Here is a 24,522-nt window from a genome sequence, read left to right as displayed (position 1 = left end):
AAGAGAGTGAACAGTAAAGTGACAGTGAGATAAAAGAAAGACTGGAAATCTTTCTTTATTATTTTTTGTTTGTGGTTTCTTTTATCTCAACCATTCTTTACATTGCGTTTTTAATAAAACTTAGTAATAGGAAGAAACCTTGTTGAATTCTGCCTCTGCCTGAGAATAACGACCTTTTTCCATATACCTGCAGCCGGCTTCAAGATGTGGCAAGTCTTTTTCAAACTGTGTTAGAACTCCACAGATTTCAATCGCTCCTACTGAAATTTCTGAATAATCAGAATTTTTAAGCTTTTCCAGACTTTTCTTTGATTCGGAAAACTTAACGGAAGAATCGGCAATCTCATCAGCAGCTTTACCCCATTCTTCAGTTTCGAGAGATTCCACCGCTTTAAATAAATGTTCAGACCCATCCAAATACGGATGCATTCCATTTATCATCTGCATAAACTCCAGGCTCATTTTCTCGCTGGTTTCGAGATCATCTCTTTGTACAGTGACATAACTCTTCTGCTCTACAGGTACTGAATCAAGGTCGATAGAGAAAATTTTTTCTTTCGCCGAACTCAAATAAACAATAGAGTTGTTTAAAGCCTCACTTGCTTTGTCAAGCTCTTGTCTACTCTGGTCAATGTCCTCCGAATCCAGATGTGCTGCAAACTTATCAAGATGTTCCAGAACAAGAATCAGATTTTCAGAATAGCTAACAGCATCCAGCCCAGCCTCTGAAAAAATAATATATCTTTCAATATCTTGAGTTTCCTCTTCGTAATCTGAAGAAGCGTTATTGAGAATTTTTAAAGCCTCTTCGTAATCTACTTTTGCTGCCTTGAGATAGGTCTTTGCAGAAGTATAGCTGCCTTCACCCATATCTGAAACTGCACTCTCAACTTTTAAATCAGCACTATATATAAGTGAAAAGGAAGTATTGATTTCTTCAGCAGCTGAATCTTTGATTCCTGTACACCCAGAAGAAGACAGTACCAATATAAATCCCAGAAAAATTACCAGGAAAACTTTACTCAAAGAAAGTTTACTACGTATATTCATTTTTACCTCGCATTCTCAAAATTATATTTAATATAGAGAATCCAGTGTGCAGGATAAAACTATTTCAGCAAAATTATTGAGAAAAGGAGACCTCTACACCTGGATAAGAAAAAATACTGACGTATTAAAACAACTGAAAATAGATACTAATAAGCTTTTTGATTGTTATTCCAATTATAAAAAATTAAGATAATGATTCCGACAAATTGACAGGGTGTGGAGAAATATAATATTATGGCCCAGATATAAAAAATTATAGAATTAATAAAGAAAAATGTGAATATGTAAATTAAAGATTTGCAAGAACTACTTTCAGCAGTACAACTAAAGCAACGATCAAAAACAGAGTCCAAACAAATGGCAGAAGAATGCGAAGCAGGAAATACAGTATTATCGCTACCAGAATTAACTGAACCAGAGAAAGTTTCCTTCTTCCTACACGCAGAAAGCGACGATTAAATCCGTGAGCCATGTTGTAAACCTTCCAGATTTCTCTTTTTGTTTATACGTTTACTTTATTTCTCTTTTTATATTTTCTGCCCGTGACTGAGAGCATTTCCTGAAAAATTTCCATAATATTAAACCTGAATGAAATTGAAATTATTAAGGGAAAATAGAATTTTTTAAGTGGAGAAAACAAAAGGTAAGACAGGAATTTAAAACCTGATGTTTTGCAATAAAAGTCAAACATAAAGTTATAAATTTATAAAAACTCAGCAGGAAAAATTCATTACAGGTCTGCTGGGAATCGAACCCAGGTTCGGAGCTCCGGAGGCTCCAGTGATATCCTCTACACCACAGACCTTCATTGTGAAAAAGTTATGATCGGTTGACTGACATATAAAGCTGAGATCAGTTACTGGCAACTGACTTATAAAGATGTAATCAGTTAACTTGCTGTCTATAGTGCTAAATAGCTTATAAATTTAATCCTCAATAAAACTATAAATATTCTTAGAGAAAGTTGATCAAAAATAAACTTTCTCCATGCTGCCTTAAAAACGCCCGAGTCTTATGTTGAATTCAGGGCCTTATTCTTCCCATTTCTGCCCGTACCTGTCTTCAAACACAAGTTCAGAAAGGGCTTTCCGTGTAGAAGTTCGTTTTCCGGGAGCAGGCTCTCCGATAGCCAGCACTGCCATAAGTTCAAGTTTTGAGGGACATTCGAGAATTGAATTGACCTTTTCATGCTGATTCAAGATTTCCCCAAGCCAGACCGCACCCAGGCCAAGTTCACAGCAGGCAAGTAGCATGTTCTGTACAGAAGCCCCTATTACCTGGATATCTTTTGTCCTGTTGTACGAATTTTCGGAGTCTAAGAAAGCTGCGATAAGCAGAGGGGCTCCTGCCACGATGCTGGAATAATGCGTGCATTCCGAGAGCTTATGGATGGTTTCAGGGTTCCTGACAACTACAAAGCGCCAGGGCTGGTTATTCAACCCGGAAGGAGCCCAACGACCTGCATTCAGGATTGTGTTGATTTCATCCTTGCTGATGGGCCTGTCTGTAAACTCCCGGACACTCCGTCTGTTGAGGATCGTGTCAATGACTTTGCTTTCTCCTGTTACTGGCATGTTTTCTCTCCGGATTGAAGTTTCAATTTCAAATTTATGAACTTTCTGTTAAAAGATTAAAATCAAGTTATTAAACGTTACCGGCAAACAGTAAGGAATCACCCTCATGAAACCGAAAAAAGATAGAAAGACACAATAATCGAAAAAAAGTCCGGAAAAAAAGAAGCTGCCAGAAAAAAGAAGTCCAGAAAAAAATCCAGAAAAAAATCCAGAAAAAAATAAGTTGCCAGACCATCTAACTGGCCTGGCCTAAAACTGAAAAAAGAAACTTAAGGCTCAGTCGTCATCAATTTTCTTGTTGAGCCAGGGGATGTTTGCCCTGATTTCCTTGCCGACAATCTCAAGCGGGTGTTCCTTTTCCTGGTTTTCCATGGCTTTGAGCACAGGGTGGTTGACCATGCCTTCGAGGATAAATTCTTTTGCAAATTCCCCGTTCTGGATCCTTTCGAGAGCATCGTACATGGCTTCGCGAGATTCTTCGTTGATGACCCTCGGGCCAACGGTCATGCCGCCGTATTCTGCAGTGTTGGAGACAGAGTGCCACATTCTCTCAAGCCCGCCTTCGTAGATAAGGTCCACAATGAGTTTGACTTCATGGCAGGTTTCGAAATATGCCATTTCAGGCTGGTACCCGGCTTCCACAAGCACCTCAAAAGCTGTCTTGATAAGCGAGGAAATCCCTCCGCAGAGGTCAACCTGTTCTCCGAAAAGGTCGGTTTCGGTTTCTTCACGGAAGGTAGTCTCGTAAACTCCTGCCCTGGTTGCACCGATACCCTTGGCGTAGGAGATAGCAAGTTCCCTTGCCTTTCCGGTTGCGTCCTGGTAGACTGCAATCAGGCCCGGCACTCCGATGCCTTCTGTGTAAGTTCTCCTGACAATGTGCCCGGGACCTTTGGGGGCGACCATGAAGACGTCCACATCTTTTGGAGGCACTATCTGGTTGTAGTGGATATTGAAGCCGTGAGCAAAAACAAGGGCGTCACCGGATTTCAGGTTGGGCTCAATCTGAGAATAGTAAACGGAGGACTGCTTTTCGTCCGGAAGGAGGATCATGATAACATCTGCAGCTTTTGCAGCGTCTTCAACAGTCATAACCTTAAGACCATCAGACTCAGCTTTTGCCCAGCTGGAACTGCCTTTCCTGAGCCCCACAACGACATTGAGCCCCGATTCATGGAGGTTCCTTGCGTGTGCGTGGCCCTGGCTTCCATAGCCCATTATTGCGATTATTTTATCTTTAAGTGCATCAAAGGTAGTTTCATTATCATAAATTATCGTTGCCATTACTAAATTCTCCTGACTGATTTTACGGATTAGTTTTTCTGATTGATTTTACGGATTAGTTTTTCTGATTGATTTTACGGATTAATTTTTCTGATTGATTTTACGGATTAATTTTTCTGATTGATTCTTTACTTATGTAATGAGAATTCCCTGCATTATTCGGGGAAGTGTTCAAATTTCGAACACACATACTTCCCTGAAATTAAACAAACTGATTTTCGAAAAGTTACTGTCTCTGGGTCTGAACAGCCTTCTGAGATGTAGAGAGAGGCCGGAAACCCGGAAAGTGTCTAAGAAGACCTTTTGAATTTGAAAAGGCTTCCGGCTGCCCCAATCTGTAGAAAATAATTGAGCAGTTACCTCTCTTTACCTGCCCTTAATATTTAAACCTTCTTTGACCCGCGCACCAGTGCAATCTTGCCTGTCCTGACCAGTTCTTTGATCCCGAACTGGCGGAGAAGTTTTTCAATTGCCTGGATCTTGCCTTCGTCCCCTGTAACTTCAACAGTCATGGACTTAGGGGCAACATCCACTATCCTGGCCCTGAAGATATTTGCAATCTGAATAATCTCTGCCCTTGTGTTCACATCGGCTGCGACCTTAATAAGGACAAGTTCCCGCTCAACCGCATCGTCACCTCCTATATCCGTGACCTTGATAACGTCTATGAGCTTGTTGAGCTGTTTTGTTACCTGTTCGACCACATGGTCATCCCCCTGAACCACAATAGTTATTCTCGAAATATCAGGGTCTTCAGTAACTCCCACAGCCAGGCTGTCGATATTATATCCACGCCTTGAGAACAGCGAAGCCACTCTGGAGAGCACACCGGACTTATTTTCCACAAGAACTGCAAGTGTGTGTTTCATCAGTGTTCCTCCATGTCAATGATCTCGTTAATTGCAGCTCCTGCCGGCACCATGGGGTAGACATTTGCTTCGCATTCAACAATCACGTCGACAACAGCAGGTCTGCCGGACCTGATAGCCTCTTCGATTGCAGGCCTGACTTCGGACGGCTTTTCTGCGCGCAGCCCGAGAGCTCCGTAGGCTTCAGCAAGCTTTACGAAGTCAACACTGCCCTTGATAAAGGTGTAGGAATACCTCTTGTCGTAGAAGAGTTCCTGCCACTGCCTGACCATACCCAGATAACCGTTGTTCAGGATCACGGTAACAACCGGGATATCGTTCTGGACCACAGTTGCGAGCTCCTGAGAGTTCATCTGGAAAGAACCGTCACCTGAGATATTGATAACGGTTTTATCCGGCCTGCCGACCTTGGCGCCCATGGCTGCAGGGAACCCGTATCCCATTGTGCCAAGCCCGCCTGACGTAAGGAAGGTACGAGGCGTACTGTATTTGAAGAACTGAGCCGCCCACATCTGGTGCTGTCCAACTTCCGTAACTATGATTGCGTCCTTGCAGGCTTCGGATATCTGCTCGATAACAAACTGAGGCATTATTACATCCGTAGACACCTGACTGTAGCCAAGAGGATATTCCTTTTTCCACTGATTTATCTTTTCAATCCATTCCGCGGAATTGCAGCGCTGGATATATTTAATCAGGGATTTAAGTACCTGTTTTGCATCCCCGACAATAGGGACATGCACCTTTACATTCTTGGAAATCTCGGCAGGATCAACATCAATATGGATAATCCTGGCGTTGGGGGCAAAAGACTCGAGTTTACCGGTCACGCGGTCGTCAAACCTTGCTCCCACGGCAATGATAAGATCGGACTCCTGAATTGCATAGTTTGCATATTTGCACCCGTGCATTCCCAGCATTCCGACATAGAGAGGATGTTCAGTCGGGATAGAGCTTATACCCATAAGAGTGGTAGTAACCGGAGCCATGATAGTCTCGGCAAGCTCAATGAGTTCTGCACTAGCGTTCGAACTTATTACTCCCCCTCCTGCGTAGATTATAGGCCTGCAGGAGTTTGCAATTTCTTCGGCGGCTCGTTTTATCTGCTGAGTATTACCTTTGTAAGTGGGCTTATAGCCTCTAAGCTCTACCTTGTCAGGATATTGTAAGTCAATCTCTATATTCTGTACATCCTTTGGAAGATCAATTAATACCGGGCCAGGCCTTCCGGTGGATGCTATGTGGAAGGCTTCTTTCACAATCCTCGGGATTTCCTGTGGATCCTGTACGAGATAATTGTGCTTGGTAATTGGCTGAGTAATGCCCGTAATATCTGCTTCCTGGAAAGCATCGTTTCCGATAAGGGATCTTGGTACCTGGCCGGTTAAGGCTACAATTGGCACTGAGTCCATATATGCAGTAGCAATACCTGTTACCAGGTTGGTTGCTCCAGGGCCTGAAGTAGAAACACAGACCCCGGTCTTTCCAGTAGCACGAGCATACCCGTCCGCAGCATGAGCCGCTGCCTGTTCGTGGCGTACGAGTATGTGGCGCAGATCTGAATCATAGAGTTCGTTGTAGAAAGGAATGATCTGCCCTCCGGGGTATCCGAAGAGAGTGTCAACCCCTTCCTTTTCAAGGCACTTTATAAGAGCCTTTGCGCCGTTGACTTTTTCTGTTGACCCGGTTGTCATTATTTATCTCCTTATTTATTTCTTGAGATTTGGTCTAACTGGACACTCACATTTCAGGTGAGCACCTTTCCAGTTAGGGTGTGTTTATAAGAAATACTTTTTTATCTACCTTATCTCTCACACTCACACTTTTTTTATTGCGAATTCTGCAAATACATCATAATCAATCATGTTATATATGGTTGAGGGTTTCTCCGGGTATCAAGTGTCAGAGATCCCCAATTTCAAAAATTTCTTCAAACAGGAAAAGAAGAGAGGACAGAAAAGTCCTCCTGAGAACCCTTTGAAGTTCCGCATCCTTTTATGATTTACTCTACCCGGATAAGACGGTTCATCCCGTTCATTACGGCTTCTACAGAGGCCATGATAATGTCCGTTCTTGCTCCGCTTGCGGTAATTACCTTCCCGTTCTTGGAGAGTTTTACCCTTACCTCTACAAGGGCGTCAGTTCCGCCGGTAATTGAGTCTACATGGTACTCTTCAAGGATAATGTCTTCAGCACAGGAACTTACAGCTACTCGGATAGCATTGATCACAGCATCCACAGGTCCGTTTCCGATTCCAGCCTGTACGATAACTTTGTCTTTTACATTGAGCTTTATGGAAGCGGTTGGAGTTACCCGGTTTCCGGATACAATGGTGAACTCTTCTAATTTTACAAGAGGTTCCTTGTAAATATCAAGCACGGTTTCTGCGATGGTCTGCAGGTCAGCATCGGTTATATGTTTACCCTGATCACCCATCTGCTTGACTCTGTTGAAGATTTCTTCAGTCTGAGCCTCATCAGCCTCAAGCCCCGTTTCCTTTAAGGCAAGAGTAATAGAGCTCCGTCCAGCATGTTTACCAAGTACGATCTGGCGCTGCCGTCCGATATATTCGGGACTCATCGGCTCATAGGTTGCTTTGTCAGCCAGAAGCCCGTGCACATGAATTCCTGCTTCGTGAGTGAACGCATTTCCCCCTACAAGGGCTTTATTAGGGGACACGGGAATTCCGGTCAGCCGGCTTACAAGCCTCGAAGTCCGGTATATCTGCTCATGCTTGATACCAGTATCATATTTATAGAGCCACTCCAGGTTCATTACAACTTCTTCAAGAGCAGCATTTCCAGCTCTTTCCCCTAAACCATTAATTGTTACATGTGCCTGCTTTGCTCCTGCAGCCAGCGCAGCAATTGTATTTGCAGTTGCTAAACCGAAGTCGTTGTGGCAGTGAATGCTTATAGGAGCTTTCAGGGAGGAAGACAGGTCCCGGAAAATCTCGGTGGTCTTTTCAGGCACCAGAAGCCCTACAGTATCACAGAAGCATACCCTGTCAGCTCCGGCGTCGATTCCGTCAGCATAAATGGCTTTTAAGAACTCAGGGTCTGCCCGCGAGGCATCTTCTCCACTCAGCTCCACAATCAGGCCGTGGTCTTTAGCATACTCGGTGACCTCGGCTGCGATCTGCCTTACTGCATCCCGGTCCTTTTTGATTTTCGTCCTGATATGCAGGTCCGAAACCGGAGCTACAAGGTGGATTGAATCGACGTCGCATTCAAGAGCATGGTCAACATCCATTTTTACAATCCGGCAGTAGCTGCAGATTTCGGCATTGAGCCCTGCGTTCGCTACAGCCTTGATGGATTCCCTTTCACCTTCGGAAGTAATTGCAGAGCCTGCCTCGATTACAGAGACTTTCATCTCATCAAGGGCCCGGGCAATTAAGAGTTTCTTCTCTTTGGTCAGGGCTACGCCAGGTGTTTGTTCCCCATCTCTCAAAGTAGTATCAAGAAAGCGAATATTTTCGAATAATACAATCCCTCAGTTTTGGTGTTTATTTCAATAGATTAGTTCTGCACGACAGGATATAATATAACCATTTAAGATAAACACTGTTTTATATTATTTGAGGTTATTTTATCCTATTTTGCAAAACCCATTTTATTATATATTACAGATATGTATCTCAGAATCCCCGTTCTATCCGGGAATTTCCCCGAATTTATTCCCGGGCTCTCTGAAACTTCTCTTCAATAGGTAGACCATAGTATTTTTAGTTTCCAGTTAACAATACATATTACTTTTTAAAAAAAGTAAAGGCCAAAGCCGGTCAGAAGCTTTGCAGTCCGAAAACTGAAAAGAGAGAAAAATGAGATTCTGAAGGTATCTCGCAAATCTGCAGGAACAGCCAATAGCAGTTGACCCTGCGGAAACACCTTTGAAGGTTACCCTTAGAAACTGTCCGTACAAGTTGCACTGCAGGAAAATGGTCCTGCTGTGCTCTTGTTAATTATCCTTAAAAAATTAAGAATGAATATTTAGAAATATTTTTGGACATTTTCGATTGCCTTTACAATGAGGGAAACGCAAGCTTCTATATCTGCCGTATCCAGAACTTCCACCGGAGAGTGAATATAACGTGTGGCTATGCTAACCGTACCTGTAGGAATGCCTTCCTTTGTGAGGTGTATTGACGTAGCATCGGTGGTGCCGCCAGAACCTACGCCCAGCTGATAGGGTATCTCGTTTGTATCAGCTGTTTCCCGGAGCCACCTGAGAATCTGGGGATGAGCTATAAGACCCCTTCCCGACGCATCTGCTACAGTTATTACGGGCCCTTTTCCCAGTTCCAGGGCGGAATCGGTCTTGCTGATACCCGGATGATCTCCCGGGATAGTTGTATCAAGGGCAAGGGCAACATTCGGACAGAGCCCGAAAGCACAGGTTTTTGCTCCTTTGAGCCCTACTTCTTCCTGAACCGTGCCCACGGCATAAACATTTGCTTCAATTTTACGTTTGTGGAGCTGTTTCATGACCTCAAGGAGAATTACAACTCCTGCGCGATTATCAAAAGCCTTGGAGGTAACCTTCCCGTTTGCCAGGGGCACGAATGCCCTATCAATTGAAGCTGCGGTGCCTATTTCGATTCCCAGATTTCCGGCATCCTCCCTGTCTTTTGCCCCTATGTCTATAAACATATCCTCAAGTTTCACGGGCTTTTTCCTATCCTCATCTTTCATCACATGAGGGGGTTTGGAACCTATAACTCCAGGAATGGCACCCTTTTTGCCGTGAACCACGACTCTCTGGTTCAGAAGAGTCTGGTCAAACCATCCCCCTATCCCGACAAAGCGCAGGAATCCGTTATCATCGATATATCTGACCATTAACCCAATTTCGTCCATATGGGCAGCCAGCATTACAGAAGGCCCTTTTCCCTCTTTAACGGCAATGAGGTTCCCCATGACATCTTCCCGCATACTGTCCACATAGGGTTCGAGCTCTTTTTTTAACAGTTTTCGGACGTCACCTTCAAAACCGGAAATTCCGTGGGCGTTTGTGAACTTTTCGAGAAGAGATTTTATTTCGTCAAGGTTTCCGCCTTTTTCCATATTTGCTTCCATATAAGAAAATCTCCTGAATATTGGTTTAATCTGGAGTGTCAGTCTGAGTGCACACATCTTAATTCTGGTGGATGCTTATTCAGTTTAGAGTGCACTCAATTGATTTGCTAAATAATCTGTTTAATATGACATATTATAAATGCCCATTTATGATTATCCTTTGCTGAAAGACTTTTGAGGCTTTTTAGTCCCCGTAGGTTTAACACATGTTTCGTGGCCGCGACCATGTTCTGCCCATAACTTTTTCACATGATCTTTTCTATATTAATTTAATTGTTGGGGGATTTTTATTTAAGTTTAACTTGTTGTTGAAGTTTTTGGCAGGAGCTTTTAAGCTACTTTCTGATGGGGGATTATTTTCGGAAGCTGTAAGGACAGAAACATTAAAATCATTTCAGGTTTATTGAGGACTCAGGTGAAAATTATATGACTTCAGAATTACCTCCTCAAATCCAGAACCAGATAGCACAGCTTCAGCAGGTCCAGCAGCAAGTTCAGGCTCTGACCATGCAGAAATCTCAGATTGAAGCTATGCAGAAAGAGTCCAAAATGGCTCTTGACGAATTAGAACGACTGGCTGACGATGCGGTTGTCTACCGTAATGTCGGAGAACTGGTAATAAAAACAAGCAAAGAGGAGTCCGTTTCAAAACTTAAAGACAGGGAAGAAACCCTCTCACTCAGGCTTCAATCTATTTCCAGGCAGGAAGAAAGGCTCACTACCCGCTTCAAACAGCTTCAGGAGCAGATCCAGCAGGCTCTTGGACCCAGAGCACAATAACCTTTTATTTTTCTTTTGCGTAAATAGAATGCAGGACATAACTATAGCTATAATGGCTATAGTTATAATGTCTATAGCTCTAACGGCTATAGATATAAATGGAGATTGTGCCGAAATCCCGGAACTCCGGGAATTTTGATACCTATAAAAAACGGTAGCCAGAGTGGACAATGCAAGTTGATGAAGCGGAGTTTTACAACCGGCTCCTTGACTATCGAAACATTTTATATTTGTGTCATCGGAATGCAGATCCGGATGCTGTAAGCAGTGCTTTTGCCCTTTCTGAGGCACTGGGAGGTACAGTAGGGCTCGTAGACGGTTGCAACCGTGTAGCTACCGTACTGATCGACAGGCTCGGAATAGAGGTAGTGGATAAGCCAGACCCTGCAAATTATGGTTTTGTTGTCGTGGTTGACACATCGACAAAAGCGCAGCTAAACGATATCGAGCTGACCAGTTACTGCGTAATTGACCACCATACAACCACCGCCCTTACCGAGAATGCAGAATTTTACCTGCACAGGAACACGACCTCGACTGTAGAGATAGTATATGATATTTTGAAAGCAATGGGAGCCCCGATTAACCGAAGGGTAGGAATCGGTATGCTCACTGGAATCGTAACAGACACCGGGCATTTCAAGCACGCATCTGTTGATACTTTCCGAACAGTGGCGAAAATCATTGAGGCTAGCGGAGTTGAATACGGGGAAGTGCTTGACCTGATGGCTGCCACCCCACAGGATATCTCAATGCGCATAGCTATCCTGAAAGCAGCAAGCAGGGTTGAACTCGAGAGGGTAGGAAATATGCTTATAGCTACTTCTCACGTGAGTTCTTTCGGAGGCTCGGCATCTTCCATGCTTATTAACATCGGAGCTGATGTGGCTTTTGTTGGCACTACCAAAGGAGAAAGTGTCAGGGTAAGTGCAAGGGCGAAACGAGATGCTGTAAATGTCGGGGTTAACCTTGGCCAGCTGATGGAAGATATCAGTAATGAATATAATGGTACAGGAGGCGGACATTCGGGAGCTGCTGGAATAGATATAATCGCTAATATGGAAGAAGTGCTGCACAAATGCAGGGAAATGACAAAAAAAATCCTTGAAAATTCCCTTGGAACAACCTCAACAGAGATTTCTGAGGATGAAGTTGAAGTCAATGAAGATGAATAGATAATAAAAAGTGGTTAGAATAACTATAGTGGTTAGAATAACTATAATTGTTCCCAATGCCTGAAAAATATTATTTTTCGGCATATGTTTCCAATTAAGTATATTTTTTCCAATTCAGCATATTTTCCCAATTCAGTATATTTTTCCAATTAAGTATATTTTTTCCAATTCAGCATATTTTCCCAATTCAGTATATTTTTCCAATTAAGTATATTTTTTCCAATTCAGCATATTTTACCAATTCAGCATATTTTACCAATTCAGCGTATTTTTCCAAGTACCTTTTTTAATTTAATCTGAAAAATATATTTTTTTAGATTTGATAACAACAACTATTATTAATATGAGAATCCAACTTAATCTTCACATTATCATATCTACCGGAAGGTCGTATCCGCCCGGAAGTACCTCGATCTTCCTGAATGAAAAACCAGCGTCAACTACCCGCTAAATATAAAGATTTAACGGGTTTCCTGCTGTGGGTTTATGAAATGAAAGATATCGTCGTTAAAGCATGACCTTAAAGGGGCATGAAATGAAAAATATACGCACGAGAAGGTCGAAAGAGACGCGACCTGAAAATGAAAGGTCTCAATATAAAGAACACAGAGCGTGAAAACAAATGCCAGAATACTGGGATCCTGAAATCGAGACAATGCCTGTAGATGATTTGAAAAAGTTGCAGGAAGAAAAACTGAAAAAACTCGTACATTACGTGTATGAGAACTCTCCATTTTACAGAAAAAGGTTTGACGAACACGGCGTTCGCCCGGAAGACATCCGGACTCTCGAAGATATTAGAAAGTTACCTTTTACTTTTAAGCAGGATCTCAGAGATACATACCCTACCGGAATGTTTTGCGTCCCGAACTCAAAGCTCACCCGCTTCCACGCTTCCTCGGGCACAACGGGCAAACCGACGGTAGTCGGGTACACCCGCAAAGATATTGATGACTGGGCAGAGTCCCTGGCCAGGGCGTTCACATCCGTCGGAGTGGGGAAAGACGATATCCTTCAGGTAAGTTACGGGTACGGACTTTTTACAGGCGGACTCGGCGCCCACTATGGAAGTGAAAAAGTTGGAGCAACCGTCCTCCCTGCAAGTTCGGGAAACACCGAACGCCAGCTTGAACTCATAAAAGACCTTGGTACAACAGCTATAGCCTGCACTCCTTCTTACTTTTTATACATGATTGAAACCGCAAGGAAAGAAGGCATCAGTATCAGGAACGATACAAAATTAAAGAAGGGATTTTTCGGGGCTGAACCCTGGTCTGAGGAACTCAAGAAACGAATAGAAGATGAGTCCGGGATTAAAGCCTACGATATCTATGGGACTTCGGAACTCAGCGGCCCTCTCTTTACAGAATGTAAAGAACAGTGCGGCATCCATATCTGGGCAGACCTGTTCCTGGTAGAGATACTGAATCCCGAAACAGGAGAACCTGTTCCTGATGGAGAAACAGGGGAACTCGTAATCACCACCCTTGCAAAAGAAGCAAATCCCCTTATTCGCTACAAGATAAGGGACCTTACCAGAAAACTTTCGGAGCCCTGCAAATGTGGCAGGACCCACCCAAGGATCACACGTATCAGCGGGCGCTCGGACGATATGATTATCGTGCGCGGAATTAATGTATTCCCCGGACAGGTCGAGTCGGTTTTGATGAATATCCCTGAAGTAGGGAACCATTTCATGATTATCGTGGACAGGATAGGACCCCTCGACTCAATGAAGGTCCAGATCGAAATGCATGAGTCTGCCTTCAGCGACCGGATGTCGGACATGATGGCACTCAAAAAGAAAATCGCAGGCGCTTTAAAGAGCGTGCTGAACCTTGCAGTAGAGGTAGAGCTTGTGGAACACGGCTCTCTGCCGCGTTCGGAAGGGAAATCAAAGAAAGTCATCGATAAACGAAAGATCTGAAGTTTGAAATCTGAAAATTAAAAGGTCAAGAAATTTAAAATTCCAGAAAAAAGGAATGCCCGGGAAAAACTATAGAGTAATGCTTCCCTCCGGGGATTCCCAATTTCGGTTCCTTTTTTAAGCCCCTCTTTGAAATCCGGAACGGGTCTTTATACTGTTAAAACAATACATATGTAAACTTAAAATATACACAGAGACTTATATTATATTCTGAGGAAAATATTGAGAAAAGAAGTAAGAGTTTAAAAGAAGGAACTGAAAAAGAAGGAACTGAAAAAGAAGGAACTGAAAAAGAAGGAACTGAAAAAGAAGGAACTGAAAAAGAAGGAACGGAGAAAAAAATTAAAGAATCTTAATTAATTCGATAGAAAAAAGAATAAAAGATGTAACAGAATACGGGATAAAAGGTATGGGTGCTGGAATGGAAGACAAAATTATAAAACAAATTTCCCTTTTTGCGGAGAACAAACCTGGCAGACTTGCAAGTGTGGCAAATAAATTGAAAAGCGCCGGCATAAATATAAGGGCGTTTACAATTGCCGAGTCCGGAGACTTCGGGATCATTCGCATGGTTGTGGACAGGTCAGACTATGCTCACAGTATACTCCATGATGCCGGGTTCACAGTTTCAGAAACCAGCGTTCTTGGAATCGAAATGGAAGATGTCCCCGGCAGCATGTCCCGGATTGCGGAAGTTTTCGGAGAAGCTAATATCAACCTTGACTATGCCTATGCTTTTGTCACCAGGGAACAGAAAGCCCTTCTTATAGTCCGGGTAAACGAGATTGAAAAGGCGATAAAAACGCTGGAAGAGAACAATATAAAACTAATCGGCAAGAAGGAACTTGAAAAGATCTGATTTTGATCGTGCACCGGATTTTCCGGGAAGACAAATTTAAAGAAAAAACCAGGAAATAATCCAGAGCCCGGCACATTATATTGATGTGCCTGAGCAATCTGGAAGTTCTATTTTTACAGACTCTTGCCTGAATGGCAATTGATTTATATAGAAGATTTTGTAGCCAGGAGAGACTTGTAGCCGGAAGTATTTATCAGAGATTTTCTGAGCCTCTACGGTGTAAATAGACATACATTCAATAGATATATATCCAATACTCGGCAGGTCGGCATAAAAAATTAAACATTTTTCCTGATACTGTTTTTGAAACTAGATCTACTTTAAAACCTTTGATAATGTTTACATATATTCGAGATCTCGGTTCAGAGATAAGTAAGAGCTCATGTATGGAATAACAGATATTGGAGATTAGTTCAAAAACATGGCAAAAACGGCATCGGAAAAAATAGTTAAAGAATACAAAAAACCTGCCGAATGCAGGATACCATTATAAATATAAAAAGAGCAAACAGAAAAAGACTTTTTTGAGAATAAAGAAAAGGCAATCCATATAACAGTAAACAGGGATTTGACCGACAAAAAAGTAAAGTCAGCCGGTTTGACAAAAATGACAGAGAATAAAAATAGCTTACAGGAAAAAACTCAAAACCTTTCAAAGAATAAACTTGGCGGATCTCATACTACAATTATTGGAGGGAGAGCTGGAAAAAAACTCATAAAGCTTGTAAGCCAGCACCCAGAAATAAAAAAAGTAATTCCGTCCGTAATTTCCGTAAAAGGTGTTGCAGGAGGAAAACTGGCTGGAAAAGTCCTGCGTACTGACGCCAGAGGGAACCTGAGGCTATTGCTATCTGAAGGGAGAAGTTTCCAGGAAGTCAGGCTGGTGACAACAGTTGGTACCGCTGATGAAGGGGACAGAATCATGAACGAATTAAATGAGATCTTAAAAAATGCCCTCTGAGGCGTTGAGGGAGAGGTTACTGCTTGGCATTCATAGGGGTTGACCACGGAACAACAGCAATGCGTTTTGCACTTATTGAGGATGAAAAGGTTCTGACCTTTGAACTCGGAAGGGCTGAAGCGGCTGCAATGTCAGAAAACGAAATTCTGGCATCCATTGAAAAAGAGTTTGGAATCAAGATTGGCGACATCGACCTGATCGCTCTGACATACTCTATGGGAGACGGTTTTTCTACAATCAAGGACGTAAGGAAACTTGAAGGAAGAGGACTTCAGAGTACCGAAGGTGCAGGAAAAAAGACAGGAGGAGGCACACGAGTATTTGATGCCTTCAGAAACTCCGGAATTCCGGCAATAGCAATTCCTGGCCTTCACGTGGGAAGTAAAGTAGATCCGAGAATGAAGGTCTTTTCCCATCTCACAAGCCCGGAAAAACTTGGGATTGCATATCATATCCGGTGTCTTGGCTACGAAGACTTTGTAGTTTCCGATATAAGTTCTAACACTGTGACCCTTGCAGTTGCTTCAGAAAAAGTAATTGGTGCAATTGACGCCTGTATCTTTGCTCCGGGAGTTCACCACGGACCTCTGGACCTGCAGGCAATCAGGAACGTTGATGACGGGCGCCAGACAGCAAACCAGGCTTTTATAGAAGCAGGGACCCTGAAGATGACTCCATATAAAGACAGGGAAGAACTGCTCAATGCAGCCGAAAAAGGAGAAAAACCTGCACTGCTTGCCCTTGATACGATAGCCCTTTTTGCAGCCATGGAAATCGCTTCGATGCAGCTTCTCATGAAAGACTATGGGGTTACCGGAGCAGTCTTTCTGGCAGGCTCGGTCGGGGAAGTAGAGTACGTACAGAAAAAGATCTGCACACACCTGGACCAGGAGTGCCGGAGCCTCGGGAAGTGGCACGCTGCAATCGGCTGTGCCGAGATAGCAAGGGACGTTTCTGCCGGAAAAAAACAGATCCTCGGGGTAGATGTCGATTATCCTTAAGAGTGAAGAGAGGCTATCCTTAAAGAGAGGAATCAGGTCTTTTCCACAGATTCTTCATACTCATCTTCATTATATTCATCGAACTCCGAGGCTTCAAGTTTTCCCTCTTTGACTTCATCATCATCATAACCACTCATGCGATTTTTGCCCATGAGAATGACATAATCTGCAGAGTTCTTGAGCGCTGTGGAAAATCCGGGCTCAACCCCGAAGATAATGGTCTCTTTCCCGTGCTCGTTTGCTTTGTTCAGGAGCGGTTTGAAATCCGCATCACGGGTCACGATTGCAAGGGTATCTATATTGGGGTTGTAGACCAGTTCCATACCCTCCACCGCGAGGCGAACATCCACATCACTGGAACAGATGATGGGCTCAAGGCCATGGTTTTCAATAGCCTCTACAAGCTTGTCAGAGGCGTACTGGTTCAGGAAAACACGTCCAATCTTGATATTCCCATAGTCCTTCAGAACGTCCCTTATTTCCTCAAGATTTACATCAAACTCTTTTCTGAGGATATTCGGCCCATCCACCAGAAGTCCTATCTTCCTCCGGCCGACTTCTTTCTTAGTGCGGAGGTATCTAGAAATGGAGTCAAGTCCACTTTTTACAGGCTTCATTATTAATGTCCTCTGTGATCCTTACAGTTTTACTCGACCTGCATCTTTTTACATTTAATGTCCCCGCATCGGGGAGAATTGGTCTGTGAGGGCAGCAGAGTTTCCAGCAGCCCCCTCATGTCTATCGGTACTGAAAGTTTGCTTTAACCTTTGGAAGACCGCAATTTTAGTGTTCATAGCCATGAGTTTACAGCTACGGTTTTTCAGGTTTAAAGCTTGATACCCGGCAGTTCGGGTAGTAATCTGTTATATCTAAATATTTGCTTTTCTGTAGTAAAACATTTGCATACTTTGACAATTAAAGGTCCTAATTTTGTCTGATCAGAGAGATTGGACTGAAAACCTGATCTGCCCTAAAAAAGGGAAGGCCTGAGATATAATAAAACCTCTCAAAATTAAATGATTTTAACTATAGAACACGATATATATTTTATATAATTATAATTTATCGGAAAAGGGGCCTTTTTTAACTTCCCGAATGAGGCAAGGGGACTCCATAAGTTCAAAGAGATTTTCAGTTTTTCGTCCCTTCTTCTGCCTGCTATACCGGATTTCTCCTGACTGCTGGAGGAAAACTTCATAGACCTTCATAAACTGCTCGAACTCCGGCTCCGTAAGCTCTATTAACCCTTCTCTCCCCGCGAACCAGTCATAGACCTGCAGAAGGACAATTTCTCTTACTCTTTTTAGACCTTCTTCTTCAGGCTCTTCAGGTGATTTTTCAAAGTAGAGAGTGTTTTTCAGCTTCGGAGACCAGGCTGCAAAGACCCGCCTGAAATTTAAAATATGAATTGGAACTTTTTCCCCATGATCCGGCCTCGGATGATAATACCTGTCCTGAGAAAAAATCTCTCCTTCCAGACTCACCACCTGCCGGAATACCTCGATTTCATATATTTTTCATGGATTTTCTTCATACGAAAACCCATGTAGAGCCCTACGAAGAGTCCGCTCAGGTGAGCTGTGTGGGCTATCATGTCCGACGAATTGACCATTAAAAAATCAAAAGCAGCAAACAGCAATAAGGCATGCTTTAAACGCATAGGGATAAAATAAACATACACCCTTATATTCGGCTCAAGTACTGTAAGGGCTGCAAAAACCCCATAAATAGCTCCGCTAGCCCCAATCATAGGACCCGGGTAAATGTTGAAAACAGGCCGGCTTAAGAAAGTGTACCCTATTGCAGATAGAATTCCTGCAGTGAAAAAGATTCCCAGGAGTTGTTTATTCCCTACCCTTCTCTCAAGTGCAGTCCCGAAGAAGTACAGGACAAGCATATTAAAAAAAAGATGCCATAATCCGTTGTGAAGGAAAATGTATGTGACAAGCGTCCATGGCCTTGTCAGTATAGAACCGGGGTCAAACTGAAAAGCACTGATATAGAGAGACCCCATGCCCGGAACCATTTCCAGAAAGAAAGAAATTACACACAGGGAAATAATTGCCATTGATGGGCTTGTAGAAACAGAACTTTTGATTCTGTCGGTTGTTCCGCCTCGAGACTCATATGGTGTATCACGGTTAAACATGTTCCAGTTACTCTCTATTTAATCCAGTATAAAATTATTGAATAAAATCACCTGAATAATAAGGCAAGTCATAAAAGGCAACTTAGAATGTCTCAAAATGAATCAGGAAATATTATTTAGATACAAGATGTTGTCCAAACACAAGAATATTATCCAAACATAAGCTAAGGAACAAATAACAGGTATGTAAATTGATCCATAGCAAGGTTCATAGCCTGAAAAAGCTGACGTAAGAGAATCTCATACTTTAACCCGGCCCCAAAAATTCATGTTATAAATTTCGAAGTTCTTACATTTGGAATCCTGTACTTTAAATCTCAAATATTGAAAACCCCGATAAGCAAATGATTAACTGCAAATTTCAGTAAATCAAAGTTGCGCTGGCGCACCCCACTGCAAGCAACCGGGTATTCGACTGAAATCAAATTGATTGGTTTTGACCCCCACTTTGGAAATAAGCAATCTTGAATCTCTAACTCTTTTAATGTAATGGTATAATTCTATGATATTTCTTGAATCTCTAACTTTTTTAGCGTAATAATATAATGGTATGATTCCATGATATTAATAGTATCAGGCTTCCAGAAACAAGTCCAAAACTATTTTTAAATAAGAATGAGTAGTATTTAAATCAAAGAATTTACTGATTAATATTTAAATGTGCGAATCATAGTTATTCATTTCCTGAAAAAAATCCTGAAAACGGTTTACAGCGTTTACTGTGTAAATTGATTTAGAGAACGTACCGATATAAATAAGTATTGATATTTTCATAAGAAAAAAAAGTATAATATGTATAATTATTATTAGGAATATTATATTAAAAGATGGCATAGAATAATTTGAATTTTATTTTTGCTAAACTTGATATTCAAGTAAGAAGAATCTTTAGAATTATTTGTTGCTAGTATGAAAAAAAGAAATAAATAATAACAAATATTAAAATCGATAGAAATAATTATTAAGACGCAAGAATACCCAATCAAAAAACCAGTATCAATAGACATTGAATAGTTTCATTGCATATATAGACTTCTTGCTTTTTTTTATTGAGTACGTGTCCCCACATTCCATTTTACCCTACTCGAAATAGGGTATTACAAATTAGAAAATGTTATATAGATTTGGTACATTTAGACTTTTAATTAGTGTTTATTATCCATCGGTAGCGACCTCTGCTCAAGATTTAGGTCTCAATCGTTGGTAAAAACGGTTTTTTTGAGACATAGGGTGTAAAAAGGGATTTTGAAGAGATATTAAGCCCTAAAAACGACTTTTGCAAGAAAATATTCCCTATAAAAACGTTTTTATTTGAAAAAACGTTGGTAAAGCAATAAATGTTCGAATATAGAGCTAAGAACGTTTTACCAGAGAACGTCATTTAAATGGTTGTAACTTTAAAGCATACGGCAAGATATATAATGTATAATCATTAAGAATGTGCCGTAAATAAGAATTACAATCGTCTTGGCGAAGTCGACTTTAAACAAATTTAGGAGGTAAAGCTCAGATGAGCAAACTAACTACCGGGAGTTTTTCTATAGAAGATCTGGAATCCGTTCAGATCACTATTAACAACATTGTAGGGGCAGCAAAGGAGGCTGCTGAAGAAGCAAAAGAACTCGGTCCGATGGGTCCGACTCCGTTTCCTGGGATCGCAACTTTAAGGGACTGGAGTTTTACGCTATTCGACCGTTACGAACCAGTGTACACACCTATGTGTGACCAGTGCTGCTACTGTACCTTCGGACCGTGCAACCTGGAAGGGAACAAGAGAGGTGCCTGTGGTATCGACATGAAAGGACAGGCTGCAAGGGAATTCTTCCTCCGCTGCATCACCGGGTGTGCCTGTCACAGCGCCCACGGCCGTCACCTACTCAACCACATCATCGAGCTCTTTGGGGAAGAAATGCCCATCAACATGGGTGCATCAAACGTCATTGCCCCCAACATCCAGCTTGTTACAGGAAGGCAGCCCAAGACCCTTGGAGACCTCAAACCCATAATGGAATATGTTGAAGAGGAACTTGGCCAGATGCTTGCAACCATCCACGCAGGCCAGGAAGGAGCAGCAATCGATTACGATAACAAGTCAATGCTTGCAGGTGTTTTGGACCACGTGGGTATGGAAGTTTCCGATATTGCCCAGGTCACAGCCCTTGGTTTCCCGAAGTCCGACCCTGATGTCCCCCTCGTGCAGGTAGGTATGGGAACAATTGACCCCAAGAAGCCCGTTATCATTGCAATCGGGCACAACGTTGCCGGGGTTACCTACATCATGGACTACATGGAAGACAACGACCTGACCGACAAGATGGAAATCGGAGGTCTCTGCTGTACCGCATTCGATATGACCAGGTACAAGAGAGAAGACCGCCAGGCCCCCTATGCAAAGATTGTCGGATCCCTCGCAAAGGAACTCAAGATCGTCCGTTCCGGAATTCCTGATGTAATCGTCCTTGACGAACAGTGTGTAAGAGCTGACCTCGTCCAGGAAGGCCAGAAACTCAAGATCCCAGTCATTGCATCCAACGACAAGATCATGTACGGCCTGCCTGACAGGACTAATGATGATGTTGATGCGATCATTGAGGACATCAAGTCAGGAGCGATCCCGGGTTGTGTGATGCTGGACTATGAGAAGCTCGGAGAGCTTGTACCCAGGATTGCCATGGAAATGGCCCCGATCCGCGATGCCGAAGGCTTAACCGCTATCCCCTCCGACGAAGAAATGAAAGCACTTGTCGGCAAGTGCGTGGAATGTGGCGAATGTAAGATCGCATGTCCTGAGGAACTGGACATTCCGGAAGCAATGGCAGCAGCCAAGGAAGGAGACATCAATGCACTTGAAGCCCTACACGACATTTGTGTCGGATGCCGCAGGTGTGAACAGGTCTGCAATAAGGACATCCCGATCCTTAACGTGATCGAGAAAGCCGCCATGAAGGCCATCTCCGAAGAGAAAGGTCTGGTAAGAGCCGGAAGAGGTCAGGTAAGTGACGCAGAAATCAGGGCAGAAGGTTTGAACCTGGTTATGGGTACCACCCCTGGTGTCATCGCAATCATCGGCTGTGCCAACTATCCGGCAGGTTCCAAAGACGTCTACAACATCGCAGAAGAATTCCTCAAGAGGAACTACCTCCTTGTAGTGTCCGGATGTTCAGCAATGGATATTGGTATGTACAAGGATGAGGACGGAAAGACTCTCTATGAGAGGTACCCCGGCAGGTTCGAAAAAGGAAACATCCTTAACACCGGATCCTGTGTTTCGAACTCTCACATCTCAGGTACAGTCCACAAGGTCGCTGCAATATTCGCAGGCAGGAACCTTTCAGGCAACCTGGCAGAAATTGCTGACTACTCCCTGACCCGTGTAGGTGCAGTCGGGCTTGCATGGGGTGCATACTCCCAGAAAGCAGCCGCTATCGGTACCGGGTGCAACATGTACGGTATCCCGGCAGTGCTCGGCCCGCACAGCTCCAAGTACAGGAGAGCCCTGATTGCCAAGAACTACGATGAGTCCAGGTGGAAAGTCTACGACGGCAGGAACGGACAGGAAATGGCAATCCCGCCAGCACCCGAATTCCTTATAACCACCGCAGAGACCTGGCAGGAAACCTGCGTAATACTGGCAAAGAACTGCATCCGCCCGTCCGACAACAACATGGGCAGATCTATAAAGCTGACCCACTGGATGGAACTCAGCGAGAAGTACCTCGGTATCATGCCCGAAGACTGGTGGAAGTATGTCAGGCACGAAGCCGACCTCCCGCTCTCCAAGCGTGAAGAGCTCCTCAAGAAGCTCGAAGCCGAGCACGGATGGGAGATCGACTGGAAGAAGAAGAAAATCATTTCCGGCCCGGCAATCAAGTTCGATGTCTCCGCACAGCCAACTAACCTCAAGAGACTTTGCAAGGAGGCCTGAAAATGGTAGACACTACAAAGAACACAAAGCTGTTTACCACCTACGGTGTAAAGACCTCAAAAGCTATCACCACTGAAATTGCAGCCAAGTTGATTTCAAAGGCAAAGAGGCCACTATTCGTAATCGGGACCGCAGGCCTCACCCCCGAAGTCCTGGACCGCGCAGTTAAGATCGCAAAGGCAGCCAACCTGCCCATAGCCGCAACCGGCAGCTCAATGCTTGGATTTGTGGGCAAGGACGTGGATGCCAAGTACATCAACGTGCACCAGCTTGGTTTCTACTTAACGGACCCCAACTGGCCCGGACTTGACGGCAAAGGGAGCTATGACACAATCATTACTCTGGGCCACTACAAGTACTACATCAACCAGGTACTGACTGCAACCAAGAATTTTACCAACGTAAAATCAATTTCAATCGACAAAAACTACATCCAGAACGCAACAATGTCCTTTGGGAACCTTAGCAGGGAAGACCACATTGCCGCACTGGACGAGGTAATTGACCTTTTATAAATTTGAATTAGGAGGCAACATATAATGGCAGAAGAATTCCCATTTGAGATCTCCCCAATGTTCGAAGGAGAAAGAGTAAGAAAAGAAGGCATGTTTGTTGAACTCGGAGGCCCGAAGTCCGTCGGTCTGGAACTTGTCCGAGCAGCGCCCATGGATGAAATTGAGGACGACAAAGTAACAATTATCGGTCCCGACCTCAAGCAGCTGGAAGAAGGCAAGACCTATCCCTGGGCAATGATATTTAACATTGGCGGAGAACTTGTCGAGCCTGATCTCGAATCTGTCGTAGAAAGGCGTGTCCACGACTTCATCAACTACTGTCAGGGCATTATGCACCTGAACCAGAGATATGATGTCTGGATGAGGATTTCCAAGGACACAGCCGGGAAGATGGACTCCTTTGAGCCCTTCGGAAAAGCTGTAATGATGCTCTTCAAGAGCGAACTGCCCTTTATTGAGAAGATGCAGGTGACCTTCTACACCGACCAGGCCGAAGTCGAGAAGAAACTCGCAGAAGCAAAGGATATCTTCAAGGCAAGAGACGCAAGGACAAAAGACCTGCACGATGAAGATGTGGATGTCTTCTACGGATGCACACTCTGCCAGTCCTTTGCTCCGACCAACGTCTGTGTGGTTTCCCCGGACAGAGTTTCCCTCTGTGGTGCAATCAACTGGTTCGATGGCCGTGCAGCAGCAAAGGTAGACCCCGAAGGCCCACAGTTCTCAATTGACAAGGGCGAGGTCCTTGACTCCAAGACAGGAGAATACTCCGGAGTTAACGACATTGCCAAGAAACTGTCCAGCGGCGAATTCGACAAGATAAAACTCCACTCCTTCTTTGACTCCCCGCACACATCCTGTGGCTGCTTCGAAGTAGTCGGGTTCTATATCCCTGAAGTCGATGGTATTGGCTGGGTAGACAGAGAATACCAGGGAATGGCACCGAACGGTATCGGATTCTCAACCATGGCCGGTCAGACCGGTGGCGGAAAGCAGATCGTAGGTTTCCTCGGTGTAGGTATCAACTACTTCTACTCCCCCAAGTTCATCCAGGCCGATGGTGGCTGGAACAGAGTAGTATGGCTACCTGCCAAATTCAAAGACAAAATCACCGATGCAATCCCTGCTGACATAAAGGACAAGATCGCAACCGAGAACGATGCAAGTGACATTCAGTCCCTGAAAGCCTTCCTCCAGGATAAGAGCCACCCGGTCGTTGCCAACTGGGCAGCAGCTGAAGAAGAGGAAGAAGAAGAGGAAGAAGAAGAGGAAGTTGCAGTTGCAGCCGCTCCAATGATGATGCCTGCAGCCGGCTTCCAGATGCCTGCAATGCCAATGATGTCCGGCGGTTCAGGCAGCGGAATAAAGCTGACC

Annotated in this window: 19 protein-coding genes and 1 tRNA gene; 9 read left to right on the top strand and 11 right to left on the bottom strand. The window is 43.7% G+C overall.

Annotated elements, in window-relative coordinates; all coding sequences use genetic code 11:
- Positions 1–120: 120 nt before the first annotated feature.
- The 8 genes from EO98_RS03485 to EO98_RS03445 form a co-directional block, all read right to left on the bottom strand.
- Positions 121–987, bottom strand: a complete 867-nt coding sequence (locus EO98_RS03485; RefSeq protein ID WP_235283941.1) for a hypothetical protein — start codon at positions 985–987, stop codon at positions 121–123.
- Positions 988–1,783: 796 nt separating this feature from the next.
- Positions 1,784–1,855 (bottom strand) — tRNA-Arg (locus EO98_RS03475).
- A 226-nt stretch (positions 1,856–2,081) separates the two neighbouring features.
- The gene (locus tag EO98_RS03470; protein WP_048142425.1) at positions 2,082–2,624 is read right to left on the bottom strand and encodes a nitroreductase; all 543 of its coding nucleotides are present in this window, start codon (positions 2,622–2,624) and stop codon (positions 2,082–2,084) included.
- Positions 2,625–2,900: 276 nt separating this feature from the next.
- Positions 2,901–3,908 carry a ketol-acid reductoisomerase gene (gene ilvC, locus EO98_RS03465; protein WP_048142423.1) on the bottom strand — a complete coding sequence of 336 codons (1,008 nt, stop codon included), beginning with the start codon at positions 3,906–3,908 and terminating at the stop codon, positions 2,901–2,903.
- Between the two features lie 383 nt (positions 3,909–4,291).
- Positions 4,292–4,777 (bottom strand): acetolactate synthase small subunit, encoded by a 486-nt coding sequence (ilvN, locus tag EO98_RS03460; protein ID WP_048134610.1) that lies wholly within the window; start codon positions 4,775–4,777, stop codon positions 4,292–4,294.
- Positions 4,777–6,471 carry an acetolactate synthase large subunit gene (locus EO98_RS03455; RefSeq protein ID WP_048134608.1) on the bottom strand — a complete coding sequence of 565 codons (1,695 nt, stop codon included), beginning with the start codon at positions 6,469–6,471 and terminating at the stop codon, positions 4,777–4,779. Before EO98_RS03455 ends, ilvN begins: the two co-directional genes overlap by 1 nt.
- A gap of 308 nt (positions 6,472–6,779) precedes the next feature.
- Positions 6,780–8,270 carry a (R)-citramalate synthase gene (locus tag EO98_RS03450; RefSeq protein ID WP_200895204.1) on the bottom strand — a complete coding sequence of 497 codons (1,491 nt, stop codon included), beginning with the start codon at positions 8,268–8,270 and terminating at the stop codon, positions 6,780–6,782.
- A gap of 500 nt (positions 8,271–8,770) precedes the next feature.
- Positions 8,771–9,856, bottom strand: a complete 1,086-nt coding sequence (locus tag EO98_RS03445; RefSeq protein ID WP_048142419.1) for a M42 family metallopeptidase — start codon at positions 9,854–9,856, stop codon at positions 8,771–8,773.
- A 426-nt stretch (positions 9,857–10,282) separates the two neighbouring features.
- On the opposite strand from EO98_RS03445, the gene EO98_RS03440 reads away from it, so the two are divergent.
- The 6 genes from EO98_RS03440 (at position 10,283) to EO98_RS03415 (ending at position 16,559) form a co-directional block, all read left to right on the top strand.
- Complete coding sequence (locus tag EO98_RS03440; RefSeq protein ID WP_048134602.1) at positions 10,283–10,636, top strand: prefoldin subunit beta; 354 nt, start codon at positions 10,283–10,285, stop codon at positions 10,634–10,636.
- A gap of 170 nt (positions 10,637–10,806) precedes the next feature.
- Positions 10,807–11,811: a bifunctional oligoribonuclease/PAP phosphatase NrnA gene (locus EO98_RS03435; protein WP_048134600.1), complete on the top strand. Its 1,005-nt coding sequence runs from the start codon at positions 10,807–10,809 to the stop codon at positions 11,809–11,811.
- A gap of 622 nt (positions 11,812–12,433) precedes the next feature.
- Positions 12,434–13,738 (top strand): phenylacetate--CoA ligase family protein, encoded by a 1,305-nt coding sequence (locus EO98_RS03430; RefSeq protein WP_048142417.1) that lies wholly within the window; start codon positions 12,434–12,436, stop codon positions 13,736–13,738.
- A gap of 421 nt (positions 13,739–14,159) precedes the next feature.
- The gene (locus EO98_RS03425) at positions 14,160–14,597 is read left to right on the top strand and encodes an ACT domain-containing protein (protein ID WP_048142528.1); all 438 of its coding nucleotides are present in this window, start codon (positions 14,160–14,162) and stop codon (positions 14,595–14,597) included.
- A gap of 607 nt (positions 14,598–15,204) precedes the next feature.
- A complete protein-coding gene (locus EO98_RS03420) occupies positions 15,205–15,558 on the top strand; it encodes a DUF2103 domain-containing protein (protein WP_048142526.1) in 354 nt (117 codons plus the stop codon).
- 23 nt (positions 15,559–15,581) lie between these two features.
- Positions 15,582–16,559, top strand: coding sequence for a methanogenesis marker 12 protein (locus EO98_RS03415; protein WP_048142415.1), 978 nt, complete (start codon positions 15,582–15,584; stop codon positions 16,557–16,559).
- Positions 16,560–16,591: 32 nt separating this feature from the next.
- On the opposite strand, the gene EO98_RS03410 is transcribed toward EO98_RS03415, so the two are convergent.
- The 3 genes from EO98_RS03410 to EO98_RS03400 all read right to left on the bottom strand — a co-directional run bounded on the left by EO98_RS03410 (position 16,592) and on the right by EO98_RS03400 (position 18,708).
- The gene (locus EO98_RS03410) at positions 16,592–17,176 is read right to left on the bottom strand and encodes a TIGR00288 family NYN domain-containing protein (RefSeq protein WP_048142413.1); all 585 of its coding nucleotides are present in this window, start codon (positions 17,174–17,176) and stop codon (positions 16,592–16,594) included.
- A 438-nt stretch (positions 17,177–17,614) separates the two neighbouring features.
- A complete protein-coding gene (locus EO98_RS03405) occupies positions 17,615–18,043 on the bottom strand; it encodes a hypothetical protein (RefSeq protein ID WP_235283791.1) in 429 nt (142 codons plus the stop codon).
- A complete protein-coding gene (locus EO98_RS03400; RefSeq protein ID WP_048142410.1) occupies positions 18,040–18,708 on the bottom strand; it encodes a rhomboid family intramembrane serine protease in 669 nt (222 codons plus the stop codon). The genes EO98_RS03405 and EO98_RS03400 overlap by 4 nt, the downstream gene beginning before the upstream one ends.
- Before the next feature lie 1,510 nt (positions 18,709–20,218).
- Here EO98_RS03400 and cdhA point away from each other — a divergent pair.
- From cdhA to cdhC, 3 genes are all read left to right on the top strand, one after another.
- Positions 20,219–22,633: a CO dehydrogenase/acetyl-CoA synthase complex subunit alpha gene (gene cdhA, locus EO98_RS03395; protein ID WP_048142408.1), complete on the top strand. Its 2,415-nt coding sequence runs from the start codon at positions 20,219–20,221 to the stop codon at positions 22,631–22,633.
- A 2-nt stretch (positions 22,634–22,635) separates the two neighbouring features.
- Complete coding sequence (gene cdhB / locus EO98_RS03390) at positions 22,636–23,148, top strand: CO dehydrogenase/acetyl-CoA synthase complex subunit epsilon (RefSeq protein ID WP_048142405.1); 513 nt, start codon at positions 22,636–22,638, stop codon at positions 23,146–23,148.
- Positions 23,149–23,172: 24 nt separating this feature from the next.
- Positions 23,173–24,522: CO dehydrogenase/CO-methylating acetyl-CoA synthase complex subunit beta (gene cdhC, locus EO98_RS03385; protein WP_048160030.1), on the top strand; the 1,350-nt coding region annotated here is incomplete at its 3' end.

The sequence above is a fragment of the Methanosarcina sp. 2.H.T.1A.6 genome (assembly GCF_000979455.1).
Lineage (GTDB): Archaea > Halobacteriota > Methanosarcinia > Methanosarcinales > Methanosarcinaceae > Methanosarcina.
The sequence above is the reverse complement of the archived record's forward strand: the minus strand, read 5'-3'. Positions and strand labels throughout refer to the sequence as shown.